Annotated in this window: 16 protein-coding genes; 9 read left to right on the top strand and 7 right to left on the bottom strand. The window is 72.7% G+C overall.

What is annotated here, in order from left to right; genetic code table 11:
• Positions 1–6: 6 nt before the first annotated feature.
• Together HJG52_RS10215 and HJG52_RS10210 are read right to left on the bottom strand one after the other, a co-directional pair.
• Complete coding sequence (locus HJG52_RS10215; protein WP_171243490.1) at positions 7–717, bottom strand: TIGR03089 family protein; 711 nt, start codon at positions 715–717, stop codon at positions 7–9.
• Positions 717–1136: an FAD synthase family protein gene (locus HJG52_RS10210; RefSeq protein ID WP_171243489.1), complete on the bottom strand. Its 420-nt coding sequence runs from the start codon at positions 1134–1136 to the stop codon at positions 717–719. The genes HJG52_RS10215 and HJG52_RS10210 overlap by 1 nt, the downstream gene beginning before the upstream one ends.
• A gap of 86 nt (positions 1137–1222) precedes the next feature.
• Here HJG52_RS10210 and HJG52_RS10205 point away from each other — a divergent pair, with 86 nt between their 5' ends.
• Complete coding sequence (locus HJG52_RS10205) at positions 1223–3361, top strand: hypothetical protein (RefSeq protein ID WP_171243488.1); 2139 nt, start codon at positions 1223–1225, stop codon at positions 3359–3361.
• A 119-nt stretch (positions 3362–3480) separates the two neighbouring features.
• Here HJG52_RS10205 and HJG52_RS21600 read toward each other — a convergent pair whose 3' ends face one another.
• Together HJG52_RS21600 and HJG52_RS10195 are read right to left on the bottom strand one after the other, a co-directional pair.
• Entirely contained in the window at positions 3481–5457 is a 1977-nt protein-coding gene (locus HJG52_RS21600; protein WP_171243487.1) for a cell wall-binding repeat-containing protein, read from the bottom strand.
• A 361-nt stretch (positions 5458–5818) separates the two neighbouring features.
• The gene (locus HJG52_RS10195; protein WP_171243486.1) at positions 5819–6610 is read right to left on the bottom strand and encodes an inositol monophosphatase family protein; all 792 of its coding nucleotides are present in this window, start codon (positions 6608–6610) and stop codon (positions 5819–5821) included.
• A 65-nt stretch (positions 6611–6675) separates the two neighbouring features.
• On the opposite strand from HJG52_RS10195, the gene HJG52_RS10190 reads away from it, so the two are divergent.
• From HJG52_RS10190 to HJG52_RS10165, 6 genes are all read left to right on the top strand, one after another.
• Positions 6676–7449 (top strand): nucleotidyltransferase family protein, encoded by a 774-nt coding sequence (locus HJG52_RS10190; protein WP_171243485.1) that lies wholly within the window; start codon positions 6676–6678, stop codon positions 7447–7449.
• A 124-nt stretch (positions 7450–7573) separates the two neighbouring features.
• Entirely contained in the window at positions 7574–8569 is a 996-nt protein-coding gene (locus HJG52_RS10185; protein ID WP_171243484.1) for a type IV toxin-antitoxin system AbiEi family antitoxin, read from the top strand.
• Between the two features lie 105 nt (positions 8570–8674).
• Positions 8675–9802: a glycosyltransferase family 2 protein gene (locus HJG52_RS10180; protein ID WP_206070503.1), complete on the top strand. Its 1128-nt coding sequence runs from the start codon at positions 8675–8677 to the stop codon at positions 9800–9802.
• Between the two features lie 49 nt (positions 9803–9851).
• Positions 9852–11828 carry a glycosyltransferase family 4 protein gene (locus tag HJG52_RS10175; protein ID WP_171243483.1) on the top strand — a complete coding sequence of 659 codons (1977 nt, stop codon included), beginning with the start codon at positions 9852–9854 and terminating at the stop codon, positions 11826–11828.
• The gene (locus HJG52_RS10170) at positions 11829–12812 is read left to right on the top strand and encodes a lysylphosphatidylglycerol synthase domain-containing protein (RefSeq protein WP_171243482.1); all 984 of its coding nucleotides are present in this window, start codon (positions 11829–11831) and stop codon (positions 12810–12812) included.
• A 9-nt stretch (positions 12813–12821) separates the two neighbouring features.
• Positions 12822–13688, top strand: coding sequence for a class I SAM-dependent methyltransferase (locus tag HJG52_RS10165; protein ID WP_171243481.1), 867 nt, complete (start codon positions 12822–12824; stop codon positions 13686–13688).
• A gap of 200 nt (positions 13689–13888) precedes the next feature.
• Here HJG52_RS10165 and HJG52_RS10160 read toward each other — a convergent pair whose 3' ends face one another.
• Positions 13889–14590 carry a DUF3105 domain-containing protein gene (locus HJG52_RS10160; RefSeq protein ID WP_346767675.1) on the bottom strand — a complete coding sequence of 234 codons (702 nt, stop codon included), beginning with the start codon at positions 14588–14590 and terminating at the stop codon, positions 13889–13891.
• A gap of 98 nt (positions 14591–14688) precedes the next feature.
• Between HJG52_RS10160 and HJG52_RS10155 the strand changes: the two genes are divergently transcribed.
• A complete protein-coding gene (locus HJG52_RS10155) occupies positions 14689–15639 on the top strand; it encodes a DNA-3-methyladenine glycosylase family protein (RefSeq protein ID WP_346767674.1) in 951 nt (316 codons plus the stop codon).
• A gap of 36 nt (positions 15640–15675) precedes the next feature.
• Here HJG52_RS10155 and HJG52_RS10150 read toward each other — a convergent pair whose 3' ends face one another.
• Positions 15676–16761 (bottom strand): coenzyme F420-0:L-glutamate ligase, encoded by a 1086-nt coding sequence (locus tag HJG52_RS10150; RefSeq protein WP_346767673.1) that lies wholly within the window; start codon positions 16759–16761, stop codon positions 15676–15678.
• A 1-nt stretch (position 16762) separates the two neighbouring features.
• Entirely contained in the window at positions 16763–17737 is a 975-nt protein-coding gene (gene cofD / locus HJG52_RS10145; RefSeq protein ID WP_171243480.1) for a 2-phospho-L-lactate transferase, read from the bottom strand.
• A gap of 211 nt (positions 17738–17948) precedes the next feature.
• Between cofD and HJG52_RS10140 the strand changes: the two genes are divergently transcribed.
• Positions 17949–18212, top strand: a complete 264-nt coding sequence (locus tag HJG52_RS10140; protein WP_171243479.1) for a WhiB family transcriptional regulator — start codon at positions 17949–17951, stop codon at positions 18210–18212.
• Positions 18213–18223 lie beyond the last annotated feature (11 nt).

Here is an 18223-nt window from a genome sequence, read left to right as displayed (position 1 = left end):
GCGCCGCTACAGCTCGAGCGTGACGCCTTCTGCCGCAAGGCGGTTCGCGCGTCCACCCTCGGGCTCCGGCCCGCGCGAGAGCACGAGGGACCCGTCCCTGGCCCATGCGGCGAGCGCCGTGCGCAGCACGTCATCGAGCTCGTCGCCGGCCGTGTGCACGCGCACGCCCTCCGGCCAGTCCCGCTGCGGGACGACGTCGGCGTATGCCGTGGTGCCGGCCGCGAGACGCAACGCGCCATCGCTCGGCGACGGGTCGGCATACGCCACGAACTGGTCGGGGAACGTCGCCAGCTGGCGCGCCTCGTCGAAGACCTCACCGGTGGGCTGCGTCTGGGCGCCGCGCGCCAACGCCGCCAGGGTGACGAGGACCGCCGGCGGCTCCTGCTCGGCGGTGAGCGGGTCATCGGTGACCACAAGGTCGGCGTGCTCGGGGTCGAGGGCGACCGTCGCGCCGACCGACCAGGCGGCCAGGGCCCAGTAGAGGGCGCGCCAATGGGGTGGCAGGGCGAGCCGGACGGTGTCGCCGGGACCGAGGTCCCACTCGTCCTGCAACGCGCCCGCGGCCTTGCTCACCCAGTTGGCGAGGACCTTGGCGCTCAGTTCGATCCGCTCACCCTGGGTCGGGCCGGGGGTGTCGTCGTAGTAGGTGACGCGGGGGCGTCCCGGGTCGGCCGCGAGCATGGCGGCCAAGACCTGGGCGGGCGTCGGCGCGGGCATCAGGCGTTGTTGGCGATGTGCTCGATGACCTCGGTGGTCGACACCGACGGCGTGCGCGGGAAGTAGACGACCTCGGCGATGTCGGACACGAAGTCGAACCGGCCCTTCCAGTCGTCACCCATCGCGAGGACGTCCGCGCTGTACTTCTCGACGTAGTCGCGCTTGAGCTCCAGGCTCTCCTCGACGAAGACCTCGTCGACGAACTTGAGGCTGCTGACGATCTCGAGCCGCTCGTCCTGGGAGAAGACCGGGGCGCGCCCCTTCTTGCTGATGTTGAGGGCGTCGGCGGAGACACCCACGACCAGCCGGTCGCCCAGCTCGGCCGCCCGCTTGAGGATGCGGATGTGGCCCACGTGCAGCACGTCGAAGGTGCCGAACGTGATGACGGTGCGCGGCTTGGTCTGGGGGGCGTCGGACATGCGGGAGAGGCTACCTCGCGCGTGGTCGCGCGGCCGCACCCGAGCAGGTGCGACGGCATACGTGGCTCTGGCGCTAGCGTTGCGGCGTGAGTCTGCGCGCGCCCGGCACCCGTGCCCCCGCCGTGGCCGCAGGCGACCCGGGCGACCTGCCACTGCTGCGCGGCGAGGCGCTCGGCGGGCGGGTGGTGACGCGGCTCGTGGTCGCGGGCGGCGCCTGGCTGGTGCTTCTGTCGCTGCTGGCCGCGGTCCTGGCCCTGCTGGGCTGGTGGCTGCCCTGGGTCGCGGCCGTCGCGGCCGTCGTGACCCTCGTCGGCGCCTGGCGGCTGGCGAGCTGGCTGCCGGTGCGGCCCCTGCCGGTGTGGTCGACCGCGCTCCTGCTCCTCGTGGCCGTCGGGGGGACCGTGTGGACCGGGCTGACGCACTCCGAGCAGGTGCTGCCGCGACGTGACTCCGGCTCCTACCTCCAGTCGGCCGTGCAGCTCGCGTCCGGTCACGCCCGCCCGATCGAGGTGCCGGCGCGCGCGGTGGGTGGACCCGCGGTGCTCGAGATACCCGGTGTCACGCTGGCGAGCCCGGCGTTCTACTCCGTGGGGACCGCGCAGGAGCCGGCGGTGCAGCCGCAGTTCCCGATCGGGCCGTCCGCGTGGTACTCGATGGCCTGGTGGGTCGGCGGGTCGAGCGGTGTGTTCTGGCTGCCGGCCGTGCTCTTCGGCCTGACCCTGCTCGGGGTCGGGCTGCTCGGGTCGCTGCTCGTCGGGCCGCGCTGGGGACCGCTCGCGGCAATGGCCACCGGCCTGCTCTTCCCGCTCGTGCACGTGGCGCGGTCGACGTACTCCGAACCGGTGGCGCTGCCCACCCTCGCCGCGGCGCTCGTCGCCCTGACGCTGGCCGCGCGCTGCTCGGTCGTGGGGGACGAGGTGGCGGCACGGCGGTCGGCGGTGGTGGCCGGTGTCGTGCTCGGCGGCTCGATCGCGATCCGCGTCGACGCGTTGCGCGAGGTGGTGCTGGTGCTCGTCGTCGCGGCGCTCGCGGCGGTGCAGCGGCAGGCGTTCGCACGGGCACTCACGGTGTCCGTCGTCGCGAGCTCGGCGGTCGGGTTCGGGCTGACCTGGCTGACGTCGTCGTCGTACCTGCGCAGCATCGGCGGGTCGCTGCTGCCCTTGGTGGCGTTGCTGGTGGCCGTCGTGGTGGTGGGGGCGGTCCTGGTCGTCGGTTCGCGACGCGGGTGGTCGCTGGGGGTCCTCGTTTCGGCGTGGTTGCCGCGAGTGCTCGCGGGGCTCTTCGTGGTGGTGGGGGTCGTGCTGGCGTCGCGCCCGCTGTGGCAGACCGTGCGGCAGTCGGCGGCCGACCCGGGCTCGCGGGTCGTCGCGGGACTGCAAGCGCGACAAGGACTTCCGGTCGATGGAGGCCGCACGTACGCCGAGCAGTCGCTCGTCTGGATGTCGTGGTGGGTCGGGCCGGTTGCCCTGGTGCTGGCACTGGTGGCCGTCGCGGTGCTGGCCCACCGCGCCGGGTCGCGATGGGTCGAGGGCAAGCCCCTCGCGCCGTGGGTGGGCGCGGCCGTGGTGGGGGTCGGGTCGACGCTGCTGACGGTCTACCGCCCGGGCATCACCCCTGACCACCCGTGGGCGGACCGGCGCCTCGTCATCGCCCTGCCGACCGTCGTCCTGCTCGTCGTCGGGTGCGCCGCTGTCGTCTCGCGGTGGTCGACGAGGCGATGGCCGTATGCCGTGAACGTCGCCGTCAGCGCCGGGGTCGCCGCGTCGTTGTTGGTGCCGTCGGCGCTCGCGAGCTGGCCCCACCGGGCCGAGCGGGTCGAGCTGGGGGAGGTGGCCGCCGTCGACGCGTTGTGTGAGCAGCTGCAACCCGGCGACGTCGCGCTCATGGTCGACTCACGTGCGGCGAACGAATGGCCTCAGGTCATCCGCGGGTGGTGCGGCATGCCTGCCCTGTCGACGACCCGTGCGCTGCAACAGGATCCGGCTCGGCTGACTGCTGCCGTGGACCAGATCGGCCGGGCCGTCGCGGCCCGTGGAGGCCGGCTGGTGCTGGTGGCCGCCGACCGGACCGAGACCCTCAGCGCACTGGGGCTGGAGCGCGCCGTCGTCGGTGTCGACGCGCGCGTCCTGGAGGACCCCCGACTGCTCGAGCGACGCCCGGACTCGCTCGTCGAGCTGCCGGTCCAGGTGTGGCTGGGTTACCCGGGGTCGGCGCAGACGCGCTGAGACCCACGGCGCTGGGACCGACCGAGGCCTTGCCACGGACTCGGCCGGGGACACGGGCGGGGGACAACGACGGCGGGCCCGCCCCCGAAGGAGCGGGCCCGCAGCTGCAGGGTCTTCGGTCAGCGCTGGTTGGCCGAGCGGAAGTCCTGTGTGTCGGGACGCAGCCGGTTGCCCCGCTGGTCGGGCGTGCCGGGTCGGTCCGTGCGAGCCGTGCCCTTGGCCGCCGGCGGGACGGGGTAGACCGGGTTGTTGACGACCGGCGTGGTCGGGCCCCACACCGCGGTCTGGGTGCCGGCCCGCGAGGCGACGGTGTTCTGCACGGTCGTGGAGATGACGCCGGTGCCACCGAAGGTCACCGTCTGGTCGGTGGATGCTCGGTAGGCCAGTGCGGTCGACCCGACCGGGCTCGGGACGGTCGCGGACCGCACCAGCATGAGCGGGCCGTACCAGTTGCTCATGAACGCACCGCCGGTGACGGCGTCCGGGAAGTTCTCACCGCTGGCGTACCCGACGACGGCGCCGTCAGGGAACCAGGTCTGGGCGACGACGGCGCTGGTCTCGTACCGGTCCGCGCCCGTGGCAGCGACTCCGGCCTTCGCCCCGAAGGAGCGCATAGCGGTGGCTGCGCTGCCGCCGACCGCGTTGACCTTGCGGATCTGGCTGCGCCCGGAGACGTAGTTGTTGACGACTGCCGGCACCTTCGTGCCGTTGGACAGCAGGACGGGTGCGAAGTAGCCCGTGGCCGCCGGGCCTGCGGACAGGGCGTCGGGGAAGGTCATGCCGTTGGCGAGGAACACGGTGTTGCGGGGGAGTGGGAAGTCGGTGTAGCCGGCATCGAGCTCCTTGGCCACCGCCACGCTGGTGCCGAAACGGTCGCTGGCGCCGAGCCGGACCACCCCGAAACCGTTGCTCTCCAACGTCTTCTGGACGGACGAGGACACGGCTCCCGTGCCGCCGACGATGTAGACGAACCGGTCACGCGTCGCCGGCATGAGCCGCTTCAGCTCGGCCAGGACCCGGCTGTCCAACATTTTGGTCGGGGTGGTGAGGAGCGGGGCGCCCATCGCACCGGCGAGCGGGCCGCCGACGAGGGCGTCCGGGAAGGCCGTCGAGCTGGCGAGGATCGCGCCCTGCGACCCGTCGGGCCACCCGTACCGGGAGACAGCGACAGCCGTGGCGACCCGGTCCTTGCCACCGAGGCGTACCTTCTCGGCGGCCGGGGTGCGGGGACGCCAGCTGGGGTTGGCGAAGGTCATCCCCGCTGGCGCACCGGTCTGGCTGTCGGTCACCTTGGCGTCGGTGCCACCGACGAAGGTGTTGCCGGACTTGGCGAGTACGCGCAGCTCGGTGCTGGTGCAGTCGCCCGCCACGGGGGCGATGTAGGCGATCGACCGGCCACTCGGCGCGAACGCGGGGCGCTGTCCGGCGCAAGCGGTCGTGAGCGGGGCGACGGCCACCGGCCCGGTGCCCTCGTCGACGAAGATGGCGGGTCCGTCGCCCGAGGTGCCCACGAACGCGAGGGTGCCGTCGTTCGAGATGGCGGCGTCGTGGGCGTCGAGCGCGGAGTACCCGAGTGCTGTGGGGGCGGAGCTCGGCGCGTTGAGGGAGGGGTTGGCCCACACCGGGAAGCTCGCCTCGACCATGCCCAGGTCACGGGCCCCGGTGCCACCACCGGCGATGTCGACGACGTAGCCGTCACCGCTGGGCAACGGTGCGCCGGCTCCCGGGTCGGACGCCGTGGCCGGGGAGAGGACCTGCGTGGTGTTGCGCACCTGCCAGTACGCGCGTGAGGTGTAGGGGGTGTTGCCGATCACCGTGGACGCCACTGTGCTGCTCTCGCCGTAGGGAGACCAGTTGTGGCTGGTGCCGTAGCGCTGCGAGTAGACGTACTCCGGCGCGTTCGGACCGATGGCGGTGGTGTCGAAACCCTGGGTGGCGGTGGTGAGCAGCTTGTCGCCACCGGGCGCCCAGCGGGAGTCCACGCCCGCCCAGGTGGTGGCGTAGGTCACCGGCGAGCCGTCCCGCTTGAACGTCCTGAGCACCCCGGTCTTGGGGTCGTCGACCTTGACGGCCGCGACGGTGATCTCACCGTCCACGGAGGTACTGGGCACCCAGGGCAGGCCGGCGCGTTCCATGTCCCAGGGCAGCGGTGCAGCCGAGGCAGCCGACGCGGATGCCAGGCCCAGGGCGCCGACGGTCGCAACGGTCGCGGCCAGACAGGTCAATGCCCTCGCCGTCGCTGAATGCGGCCTGGTCGTGGACACAGTGGTGTGATGCATGAACAGATCCCCTCCCGACGTGGCGCGGGTCGGGCGTGACCGGCGCAAGCGGAGCATAGCCCCGCAGATCCCCCTTGCGGGAGGAAACCCGGCAGGGCCTCCTGCGTTGTTCCGGTGTCGTTCACGCCGCGTTCCGCGGCGCCGCCGAACGCGGCCGTCGCGGCGTGCGCGGCGGGGCTCAGTCGCGGCGGGCGAAGGCGTCGGCTGCGAGGCGACGCACCGCGGCATACGTGCCCTTGTCGGCGGCCACGATGATGCCGGGCGTCAGGCCGGTCGGTGCGTAGGGCGTCCCGTCCGGGTGCCCGGCCACGCCGCCGGCCTCGCGCACCATGAGCGTGCCGGGGGAGTGGTCCCACGGGCTGTTGCGCGCGTAGAGGATGTAGTCGGTCGCGCCCTCGATGAGCCGCGGGTAGTCGACACCGCAGCACACCCACGACCCGGTGAGCGGGGGCAGGTCGCCGAGGCTGTGCCCGCGCAGCGGCCAGATCGACGTGACCCCTTGCGGCGCAACGCCATCCGCGACCGGCTCACGCGTGACCTGCGCGCCGTTTCGGAAGACGCCCGCGCCCTTCTCGGCCACCCACGCCACCTCGTGCTCGGGCTGCCAGATCCAGCCGCGCACGGTCTCGCCGCCGCGCACCTCACTGACCATCACGGCGTGGTCGGGCGAGCCGTGGACGAAGTTCTTGGTGCCGTCGACCGGGTCGACCGTGAACGCGTGGTCGGCCGCGACGAACTGGTCGAGTGCCGTCGGGTCCGTGGCCGTGCGCTCCTCGCCGAGGATGAAGGCGTCCGGGTATGCCGCGGCCAGCTCGCGCGTGAGGATGGCCTCGGCCTCCTGGTCGGCGATGGTCACGAGGTCGCCGGGGTTCTTCTCCATGACCTCGCCGTCAGCGAGTGACCGGAAGCGAGGAGTGATGACTTCGGCGGCGACGCGTTGCATCAGCTCAAGCACCTGCTGGGTGTCCACGTGCCCACCGTTCCACACCGCCTCGACCGGAGGAAATTGGGGCCACTGCGTGGTTGGCTGGTCCCGTGCACCCGATCGTCGCGGCGATCACCGCCCGCCACCTGGCCCTCCTCGATGAGCGCCTGCCCGGGCGTGCGCTCGGCCTCTACCTCACCGGCTCGGTGGGGCTGAACGACTTCCACCCGCCGGACAGCGACATCGACGCCGTCGTCGTCCTCGGCACGCCGGTGCCCGACCCCGAGGTGCTGCGCGGCATCCACGGTGAGGTCGACGCGGCCGGCGACGGCCCGGCATACGACGTCTTCTATCTCACCGTGCGGCAGCTGGCGGCGCCGGCGGTCGACGGCATGGTGGCTCCTTATGTCATGCACGGGCACTTCGACGCCGGTGACGGGGGCGCACCGGTGAGTCCGGTGCTGTGGGCCGAGCTGGCCCGGTATGCCGTGCCGGTGCGCGCCGTGCCGCACCTCGTCGTGCGCGACGACCACTGGGCGCTGCGCGCGTGGACGGCCGACAACCTGCGCACGTACTGGCTGCCGTGGGTGGTGGACGCGGAGTCGCACCTGGCCGCCGGTCGGGTCGGCGAGGGGGAGCTCGACTTCGTCGTCACCTGGCCGACGCTCGGGGTGCCGCGCCTGCACGCGCTGCTCGCGACCGACCGGCTCATCTCCAAGAGCGAGGCGGCGAGGTATGCCGCGGAACGCTTCCCCGAGCACGCTCGCCTCGCGCTGCGCGTCCTCGCGCACCGCCGTGGTGACCGGCAGCAGTTCACCCAGGACGATGCGCGCGAGGCCGTCGCCCTGGCGCGGGCCGTCATCGCAGCCGCCCCGTCCCCCTAGACGCCTGCGAGTCTTCGGAAACATACCTACGTTCCAGCGTCGGAATTCTTCCGAAGACTCGCGGATCCGGGGGGCCTGTGGATGACGCCACAGCGCCGGTCCGCGGGTTCGGCACAGTGGGCAGATGGGTGGTGCGCGTCCCGACGTCGACTGGGCCATGCTGCGGCGGTATGCCGACCGGCAGGCCGACCTGGTGACGCGCGCCCAGTGCCTTGCCGCCGGCCTGACCGACCGGGTGATCGGCTGGCGGCTGGAGACCGGTCGGTGGTCGCTGGTCCACGAAGGGGTCTACCTGACCAAGCCGGGTCGGGCCGACTGGATCAGCCGGGCGCGGGCCGCGCTCCTCTACTCGGGAGTGGGCGTGCCCGCGATCCACGCAGCGCTGGCCGGGCGCAGCGCCCTGCACCTGTGGGGGCTCGAGCGGTCCGAGCCGCAGGTGGTCGAGGTGGTCGTGCCGGAGACGCGGCGCGTGGCCCCGGTCGACGGTGTCCGCGTGCGGCGGGTGTCGCGGTTCGCCTCCGTGATCGACCCCACCGGCGACCCCTTCCGGACCACCGTGGTCGCGTCGGTCCTCGACGTGGCGACCCACGGAACCCCGCTCGACGCCCTCTCCCTTGTCGCCCGGGCGGTGCAGAAGGAGATGGTCACGGGACGACAGCTCCGCCAGGAGATCGTCGACCGCGGCGGCCACCGCTACTCCAAGCTGCTCAAGGTCGCCCTCGCCGACGTGGAGGAGGGCGCCGAGAGCGGCGCCGAGGTCCTCTACATCCGCGATGTCGAGCGGGCCCATGGACTGCCGCGGGCAGTTCGCCAGGCGCGGGCCGTCGGGCCGGACGGCAACCAACGCCACGACAACCGCTACGACAGGTACCGGTTGGTCCTCGAGGTGGATGGTCGCCTCGGGCACGAGACCTGGCGGGACCGGGTCCGGGACGGCCGTCGCGACCGGAGCCAGCTGGGCCAGGACCGGGTCACCACGCGCGTCTTCTTCGCCGACGTGGCGATCACGCCCTGCCAGACGGCATACGACGTCGCCGCGATCCTGCGCTCACGGGGCTGGACCGGCACGCCGAGGGCCTGCCGCCGTCCCGGCTGCATGATCCGAACCCCCGACCCCTGAGTCTTCGGAAGAATGCCTACGCTCCAAGGGAGGAATTGTTCCGAAGACTCGCAAGTGCGTGGGGTGGGAGAGCGGGGAGCGCAGCGCAGGTAGGCTCGCCGCGAGATGAGTGAGCCCACGCAGATCGTGCCGCAGCCGAGTCCCGCGGACCCGCCCCAGACGACCGGGTATGCCGCTGGCGCGCCTGCCGCCGCCCAGCCGGCGACCAGCGGTGCCGCACCCGGCCCGACCCACGGCGCCGCGGCACCCACGGTGCCCGTGCAGGCCCACCCGGCCGACGCGGCATACCTGCCGGCGCCCGTCCCCGCGGCGCACCAGTCCGGCCAGCCGGGCGAGGCCCCCACGCGTCCCTACGTCACGATCGTGCTGCCCTGTTACAACGAGGGCGAGCACGTGCTCCAGGAGATCGACCGCATCACCGCGGCGATGAACGCCAGCGAGTTCACCTACGAGCTGCTGTGCATCGACGACGCCTCCACCGACAATACCCTCGAGGTGCTCCAGCAGGCGGCCCGCGACTACGCGAACATCCGCGTCATGCCGTTCCGGCGCAACGGCGGCTCCGGCACCGCCCGGCGCATCGGCACCCAGCAGGCTCTCGGCGAGATCGTGGTGTGGACCGACGCCGACATGACCTACGAGAACGAGAAGATCCCCGACCTCGTGCGGATCCTGCGCGACGACCCGAGCTACGACCAGGTCGTCGGCGCCCGCACCACCGAGGAGGGCACGCACAAGTGGGCCCGCGTCCCCGCGAAGTGGCTGATCCGCAAGATCGCCGAGAAGCTCAGCAACCAGACCATCCCCGACCTCAACAGCGGGCTGCGCGCGTTCCGCCGCGAGGTCTCGCTGCCCTATCTTCGTTTGCTGCCACCGGGATTCAGCTGCGTCACGACGATCACGCTGGCGTTCCTGTCCAACCAGCACGACATCAAGTACGTCCCCACGACCTACGCCAAGCGCGCGGGCGTCTCCAAGTTCCACTTCGTCCGCGACGCCTACCGCTACATCCTTCAGGTGCTGCGCATGGTGATGTACTTCGACCCGCTCAAGGTGCTCATGCCACCGGCGTTGTGGCTCATCGTGATCGGCGTCGTCAAGGCGATCGTCGACATGGTGCGGCACCCGTTCTACTTCCCGGCGTCGACGGTGCTGCTCATCGTCAGCGGCATCATGATCGGGTCGCTCGCGCTGCTGTCCGACCTCGTCGTGAGATCGCGGACGGGCGTGTGAGCGAGGGCGGGCGCGAGGGGGCCGGTATGCCGTGTGGTCGGGGGCGGCGATGACGGGCGCCCCTGCGCGGCTGGGCTCCGCAGCGACCACGCCATCGTCGGACAGCGCCGCGCTCAAGGTTGCGGTCGTCGGTCCGACGCACCCCTACAAGGGCGGCGTCGCGGCCCACACGACGACCCTCGCCCACGAGCTGGCGGCGGCCGGGCACGACGTGACGCTGGTGTCCTGGTCGCACCTCTACCCGTCCAAGCTCTACCCCGGGGAGCAGGCCGTCCCCGGCGGGGCCCCGGACGTGGAGCCGTTCCCCCGCACCGTCCGCGCGCTGTCGTGGGCGCGCCCCGACACCTGGGTCCGCACCGGCCGGCGTCTGCGCGGCTTCGACGCCATCGTCGTCGTCCACGTCATCCCGGCCATGGTGCCCGCCCACCTCGCGCTCCTACGGGCCGCCGGGGCAGGGCGCAAGGTGACCAAACCGCACGCCGCCGACACCGGTCGCCCGCGCAGCGTGGTCATCGCCCACAACGTCCTGCCGCACGAGACCCACGTCGGCGACCGCGAGCTGATGCAGCAGTTCTTCGAGCGCGTCGACACGGTCCTGGTCCACAGCGACGAGCAGGCCCGGCTCGCCTACGAGCTGCACGCACCGCGCGTGTCGGTCACCGACCTGCCGCCCCACCTGCCCGGTGGCCCGCCGGTCGAGCGACCGCCGTACGACGGGCCCGCGCGCCTGCTCGCGCTGGGCATGGTGCGCGACTACAAGGGCGTCGACCTGCTCATGGAGGCCCTCGCCCAGGTGCCCGGCCCGACACTCACCGTGGCGGGGGAGATGTGGGGTTCGAGCGGCGAACGCGTCCGCGCCCTGTCCCGCGACCCCCGGCTGCGTGGCCGCGTCGAGGTCCACGGCGGCTATGTCCCCGCCGACCGACTGGCGCCGTTGTTGGCCACCCACGACGTCCTCGCCCTGACCTACCGGCACGCCACCGCCTCGCAGAACGCCCTCCTCGGCCAGCAGCACGGCCTGCCGGTGCTGGCCTCCGACGTGGGCACCTTCGGCAGCCAGGTGCGCGACGGCGTCGACGGGCTCCTCGTGCCCCCGAACGACAAGGACGCGCTCGTCGCCGCGTTGCGTCGCCTCGCCGAGCCCGGGTATGCCGCGCAGCTGAGGGCCGCGGTCCGCGCTCCCGACCTGTCGGGGCCGTGGGCGAGGTACGTCGGCGCCCTCGAGGCGCTCGCCGCGGTGGAGCCGGCCGTCGAGCCGGAGCCGGATGCCGGTGGCGGCTCGGGTGACGGCGGCGACGACCAGCCCCGCGGGCTCGTGGGCAACCTGCGTCACCGCGCGGGATCCGTTGCGCGACAAGTGGTTGCGATCTCCCGACCCGAGGTCGAGCTGCGACCCACCGACCTGCCCGAGTGGATCCGGCCGTCCGACATCCTCGCCGACGCCGCCGATGCCGACGAGGCGAAGTCGTTCGCCCGCCAGCTCGGCCTGCCACGCTGCACCGACGGCATCTCGGCATGGGCTGCGCTCGGTACCCTCGCGGCGATCGTCCGCGTCCGCGACGACGGCCGCCGCAGCGCCGTCATCGTCGACGAGAGCGGCAGCCGCTCGCCGTTGTCGCGGTGGGCCCGGGCGATCGGCTTCGCCCCGGTCGAGCTCGAGCTGACCGGTCACCGGTCGAGCGTCGAGGTGCTCGACGTCGACACCGCCTCGCTCGACGTCATCGTCCGCATCCACCCCGGCGGCTGCGACGCCGACGACATCGACGAGGCGATGAGCCAGGCGTCCTGGGCCCTTCGGTCCGGTGGCCTGCTCTGCGTCACCCTGCCCATCGGCCACGCCGGGGCTGAAGGCGCACTCGGCCCGGCTGAGGTGCGCGGCGTCCTCGCCCGGTCGCACGACCTCGGCTTCGTCCTCGTCGGCGACCTCGACGGCGACATCACCGGCCGGATGCGCCAGGCGGGGGGCGCCTCCCGGCGCACCGACGCGGCATACGGGCTCCTGCGACTGACCCTGCGGAGGCGCTGAGTGAACCGTTCGCGCGTCGTCGCCATCCTGCGCATCGTCCTGGCCGTGCTCGTGGTCGCCGGCGTCACCTACGCCATCGCCACGAACTGGACCGAGGTCTCGGCCGACCTGCGCCGCATGAGCCCCGGCACCATCGCGCTCGCCGCCCTCGTCGGCTGCATCCCGCCGATCCTCACCGTCCTCGTCTGGCGGAGGCTGCTGGCCGACCTCGGGTCGCCGATCCACCTGGCGCCCGCCGGAGGCATCTTCTTCGTCGGCCAGCTCGGCAAGTACGTGCCGGGGTCGGTGTGGGCCATCGTCGCCCAGGCCGAGATGGCCTCCCGCCTGCACATCCCACGGCGGCGCACGGCGGTCACCGGGCTGCTCAACGTCGGACTTGCAGCCGTCTGCGGGTTCATCGTCGGGCTCCCGTCGCTGCCGCTGCTCATCACCCGCGAGTCGACCGCATCGACCGGCTGGGCGCTGCTGCTCGTGCTGCCGCTGCTCATCCTCGTCTTGTGGCCGCGGCTGCTCAACGCAGCAATTGCCTTGGGGCTCAAGGTTTTGCGCCGCGAACCCCTCGAGCACCAGCTCTCGGGACGGGCAGTCGTCTTCACGGTCGTGTGCTTCTGCCTGTCGTGGTTCTGCTCGGGGGTGTCCGTCTGGATCCTCGCCCGCACCCTGGCGCCCGAGGGTGTCGACCAGGGGCGGCTGGCGCTGGCGACGATGTCGGGGTTCGCCCTGGCGGCGGCGGTGTCGATGTTCACGGTCGTGCTGCCGGCCGGGGTGGGCTTGCGTGAGGGGCTGCTCGTTCTCCTGCTCGGCCCGATCATCTCGGTGCCGGCGGCGGCGGCCGTCGTGGTCGTCGGTCGTTTCCTCACGATCCTCGCGGACGTGCTGTTCGCGGCGATCGGGTGGGCGTGGGCGCGGTCGCACCACCTCATCACCTCCCGCGCCGAACGCGCCGCCGACCGGATCATGGTGCCCGAGGACGAGGCGGGATAGGTTTCCCCAATGACCACTCCAGACGAGACGGGGGTCTCCGGACAGGTCGCCGCTCCACCCGGGGGACCGCTGCTGGCCGTCGCGAAGCGCGCCGCCGAGCACGTCCTGTGGGCGCGGGTGGCCGTCCAGCGCCGGGCCGAGTCCAAGCGCGGGTATGCCGCGAACCGGCCGGTCCCGCGCAGCGTCCCGCCGACCGCGGTGCTCGGCTCCGAAGCCGACTGGCAGCGCGCCGTCGACGAGGCCAAGCACCTGCGCCTGCCCCTGCACCGCGACCTGCCGAAGAACTGGGACGCCCTCGGGGCCGTGGCGGCCGTGCTCAACCTCGCCGACGACGGCTCACGCACCGCCCGGGTGATGGACGCCGGCTCGGCCCGCTACTCACCCGTGCTGCCGTGGCTGCGGCTTTACGGCTTCGGTGAGGCGCGCGACGCGCTGCTCGGCATCAACCTCGAGTTCGGCGACGAGGTCCACCGCGACGGGGTGTCGTTCCGCCACGGCGACGTCACCGCGACGGGCCTGCCGGACGGCTCGCTCGACGCGATCACCTGCATGTCGGTCATCGAGCACGGCGTGCCGCTCGAGCCGTTCCTGCGCGAGTCGGCCCGGATCCTGCGACCCGGCGGCATCCTCGCGGTCTCGACCGACTACGACCAGGACCCGCCCGACACCACCGGCCGCACGGCATACGGCAGCGAGGTCCGCATCTTCGGCCCCGCCGACATCAGCGAGCTCGTCCAGACCGCGCAGGCTGCGGGCTTCGAGCTCGTCGGTGACCTGTCGACCTCGGACTCCCTCGCCCACGCCGAGCGCCCCGTCCACTGGGACCGCGTCGGGCTCGACTACACCTTCATCCTGCTCACCTTCCGCCGGAGCTGACGCCCGCACCAGGCACGTGAGGGTCGCCCTGCCTGCGTCGTCCGCGTCGGTAACCCACCCAATTGGACGATCGTTGACGTCGGTAACCCACCCAATTGGACGATCGTTGACGGTCGGCTTCGCCTGCCGACCCCCAGACGCACGTATGCCGCCCGCGGTGAGCGGGCGGCATACGCGAATCTGCTTGGGGGAGTAGGCGATCAGGCGGCGCCCGGCTCCTGGGTGTCGTCCTTCGGGTACTTCTTCACGAAGTCGACCACGACCTGGCCGGAGAGATCGCCGCACTGCTGGCGGTGGCCGGCCTCCTTGGCCCAGTGCGACAGGACGTAAGGCTTGCCCTGCGGGAACGCGCCGCGGCTGGGGTCCCACTCGACCGCCTTGAACTTGCCGCTCGCCTCGGGCAGCTTGTTCGCCTTGTCGGCGATCTCCTTGAGCAGGCTGGTGTCCTTCACCTTGGTGCCGTCGTACCAGAGGATCGTGTAGCCGTGCTCGAGGTTGTGCACGAGGGTCTCGAGCGGCGGCCGGTCGGTGGCGGAGTAGAAGTCACGGCCGCTGATGTCCGGCTGCGCGAAGTGCTGGCCGTGCGACGGCGGCACCGTGTCGTAGGTCGCCGAGGTCTTGTCGGGCTGGTTGGTGCCGGGGCCGATGTGCTCGCCGCTGCCGGTCGACGCGTCGTTGGTGACGGGGTCGCAGTGCGCCGCGGCGACGGTCACGCCGAGGTTGGGCAGCTGCTTGGACCGGGCGTCGTTCAGGGCGTAGACCACGACCCCCGCGATGCCGGCGAGCAGCACCACGCAGGCGGCGATCACAATCATCCGGACCCGGCGCTCGCTGGCCTTCTGCTGCTTCTGGATCTCGGCCAGGCGGGCCTTGCGGTCCTTGCTCGCGCGCTTGTTGCTCACGGTGTCCTCGGGTTTCGGGGGAGCGGGGGTGGCAGGTCGCGCAGAGTCTACGGTGCGGCCCTGCGCGGCGTGTCACCACGACCGGTCACACTGGTGTGGTGCCGCCCTCCGCCGACGCCGCCGACTCCAGCGGGTCCACCCGCGTGTGGCGTCCGGGCCGACCGACCGCGGTGGGCCTGATCGTGTCGGCCTTCCGGCGGGGCGGCGGTGACCCGACCTTCCAGTCCGACCGCGGCGACGGGTGGTGGCTCGGGCTGCCCACGCCGCAGGGCCCGGCGACGCTGCGGCTGGTCCAGCGTGACGACCTCGCCGAGGTGCACGCCAGCGCCTGGGGCGCGGGTGCGTCGTGGGCGCTCGACCAGGTGCCTGCCCTCCTCGGCGGGGAGGACGACGACAGCGGGTTCGTCCCGCACCACCCGCAGGTGGCGAGCGCCGTGCGCCGGTATGCCGCGTGGCGGGTGCCGAAGTCGGGTCTGGTCATGCATGCGCTGGTGCCGGCCGCGATCGAGCAGAAGGTGACGGGGCAGGAGGCGTTCGGGGGATACCGCGTGCTGGTCCACCGGTTCGGCTCGCGAGCACCCGGACCCGGCGAGGCCCGCAAGCTGTGGGTGGCGCCCTCGGCCGCCGAGTGGGCGGCGATCCCGTCGTGGGAGTGGCTGCGGGCGAGCGTCGACGGCGCCCGCTCCGGGACAGCCGTGCGCGCCGCGCGGGTGGCCGGACGGCTCGAGGAGTGCACGACCCTGTCGTGGGAGGACGCGCGGGCGCGGCTGCGCTCAGTGCCCGGCATCGGCGTCTGGACGGCTGCCGAGGTGGCGCAGCGGGCCCTCGGCGACCCCGATGCCGTCAGCTTCGGCGACTACCACATCGCCAAGAACGTCACGTGGGCGCTGACGGGTGAGGCGCTCGGTGACGACGAGATGGCCGAGCTGCTCGAGCCCTATCGGGGGCACCGCTTCCGCGCCCAGCGTCTACTCGAGCTGTCCGCCGGGATGCGCCCGCGCCGGGGGCCGCGGATGGCGCCGCGCACCCACCTCCCGACCCGCCGCTGACGGTCAACAACCGTCCATATGGGTGGGTTGTTGACGTCAACGATCTTCCATTTGGGTGGGTAATTGACGGGCGGTGTAGGTGAGGCGGGCGCGATGGTCGCCGGCCTCACCGACGAACGGCTTGGTCGCGATGGTCGCCGAAAAGCCTTCTCCCCACAGGGCTGCCGCGACGCGCGCGGCCAGCAGACCCACCTGGTATGCCGTGTCGGCGCTGACCTCGAGCACGCCGGGTTCCGAGGCGTCGCCACCGCCCCCACCCACCGCGGGGTCCATGCTCGCGATGGCCAGCGCGCGCTCGACCCGCACCCGGACGTCCTCTGGTGCCACCGACGGGGTGAGCCACGCGGCACCGTGCAACGCACCAGGCTCGACGCCCAACGAGGCACGCACCGCCTCGGCGCGGCCGTAGTCGAACCAGTCCTCGCGGCCCACCCGGATGAGTGCCCGCGCGCCCGGACCGGCGTCCTCGAGGGCCCAGCCGGTGCCGCGCACCACGGCCGCCGGCACGTGGGCGGTCTTGCCCTTGACCAGCTCGGCGGCCGCGGCGAGCTCGTCGCCGAGGGCCCGCGTGGTGACGTTCAGTGGCGCGCCGTCGGCGTCTACGCCGCCGCGCAGGTCGTCGACGACCGCGACGCCGCTGGCGCCGAGGGCGAAGTCGGTCTGCCCGGCGCGCCAGGGCCGCCCGGCCGTGTCGCTGACGACCACCCCGATGCGGCGCAGGCCGGTGGCGGCGAGCAGGTCGGTCCGGAGCCGGTCCGCCTCGCCGTCGGGGTCGCGGGGCAGCAGCAGGAGCCGGTCGACGCCGCCGGTGTTGGACGCGTCGACCCCGGCGGCCGCCATGACCGGGCCGCTGCGTGCCCGGACGATGCGGGTCAGGCGGTCGCCGGCGACCCGCTCGGCCACCACGCGCACCGTCTCGCCCTCGACGACGGCGGCCTTGTCGGCCGAATCAGCCCACAGGCCAAGGGATTTCGACACGATCTTGCTCGAGATCACCACGATGTCGCCATCGGCCAGCTCGATCCCCGTGCGGGTGCAGCCCTCCAGCAGGAGGGCCACCACGTCGTCCCCCTCGCGGACCTCGGGGATCCCCTCGACCCCGGTGACGGTCAGGGATGGCACGTCAGGAGTTCCGCAGCTCGAGCGCGAGGTCGAGCGCGGCACCGGCGAGGTCGGCCGCCGCACCGCGGTCCGACATCAGCAGGGGCCGCCCCCGGACCTGTGCCCTGGACAGGCGCACGCCCCGCTCGTCGTCCTCGGACACCAGCCAGCCGTCGAGGAAGTCCTCGTAGAGCGACGCCACCCCGGCCGCGGTCGACTCGACCCCGATCGCGTCGAGGCACGCGTCCGCGTGCCCGCGCACCGGCATACCGCCGATGATGGGGGAGACGCCCACGACGGGTGCGTGGGATCCGCGCAGCGCGTCGCGCACCCCGGGCACGCCGAGGATGATGCCGATCGAGACCACGGGGTTGCTCGGCGGCAGGAGGATGACGTCGGCCTGGCGGATGGCGTCGAGCACACCGGGCGCGGCGGTCGCCTGGTCCATGCCGACCGCGATGAACCGCTGCGCCGGCACGGCCGCCTGCATCCGCACCCACCACTCCTGGAAGTGGACCGCCCGCTGACCCTCGGCGTCCTCGATGACGACGTGGGTCTCGACCGGGTCGTCGGTCATCGGCAGCACCGTGACGCCCCGGTCGGGCAGGCCCCACCGCTGCGCAAGCCGCTCGGTGACGTCGGACAGCTTGAGCCCGAGCCCGAGCCACTGCGACCGGATGATGTGGGTGCCGAAGTCGAGGTCGCCGAGGGCGAACCACTGGGGTTGCGCGCCGTATGCCGCGAGCTCACCCTGGACGCGGTGGCTCTCGTCCGCGCGCCCCCACCCCTGGCCCTCGTGCACGCCGTCGCCCAGCGTGTAGACCAGCGTGTCGAGGTCCGGGCAGACCCGCAGCCCGAACAGCGTGATGTCGTCGCCGGTGTTGCCGATGACGGTGAGCGAGGTGTCGGCGAGGTCGTCGCGGGTGTCGAGGTGGTCCCGCAGCCCCCGGAGGAACCGCGCCCCACCGACACCACCCGCGAGGGCGGTGATGCGCATGACGAGCAGTCTTGCGCACCGGGCGACCCGCGCGGGCGCGGGGGCCGGACCGCGAAGGGCGCTGAGGGCCGCGAACCCCATTACGTCAGGTCCACCGGTTGGAGCAAATATCACTGTTCGGCTTGACGAACGACGTATGACACGCGTGTAATTCCATTGTTGTGACCGGCCGACACGAGCCGGCGGCACGGTCAGGGTCGAGGAGGAAGTCGTGCAGGAACTTCAGTTGATCGCCCTCGACGGGGGCGATGAGGGCGAGTTGTCGTGGCAGGAGCGGTCGCTGTGTGCGCAGACCGACCCTGAGGCGTTCTTCCCGGAGAAGGGCGGCTCGACGCGCGAGGCCAAGAAGGTCTGCGTCGGGTGTGAGGTGCGGGCCGAGTGCCTCGAGTACGCACTGGCCCACGACGAGCGCTTCGGCATCTGGGGCGGGCTGTCCGAGCGCGAGCGTCGCAAGCTCAAGAAGCGTGCGGTCTAGCGGCTCGCCGC

Origin of the sequence: Knoellia koreensis, from assembly GCF_013041615.1 — a bacterium.
Lineage (GTDB): Bacteria > Actinomycetota > Actinomycetes > Actinomycetales > Dermatophilaceae > Pedococcus > Pedococcus koreensis.
Note: the sequence above shows the minus strand (reverse complement) of the source record. Positions and strands in the feature narration are given on the sequence as shown.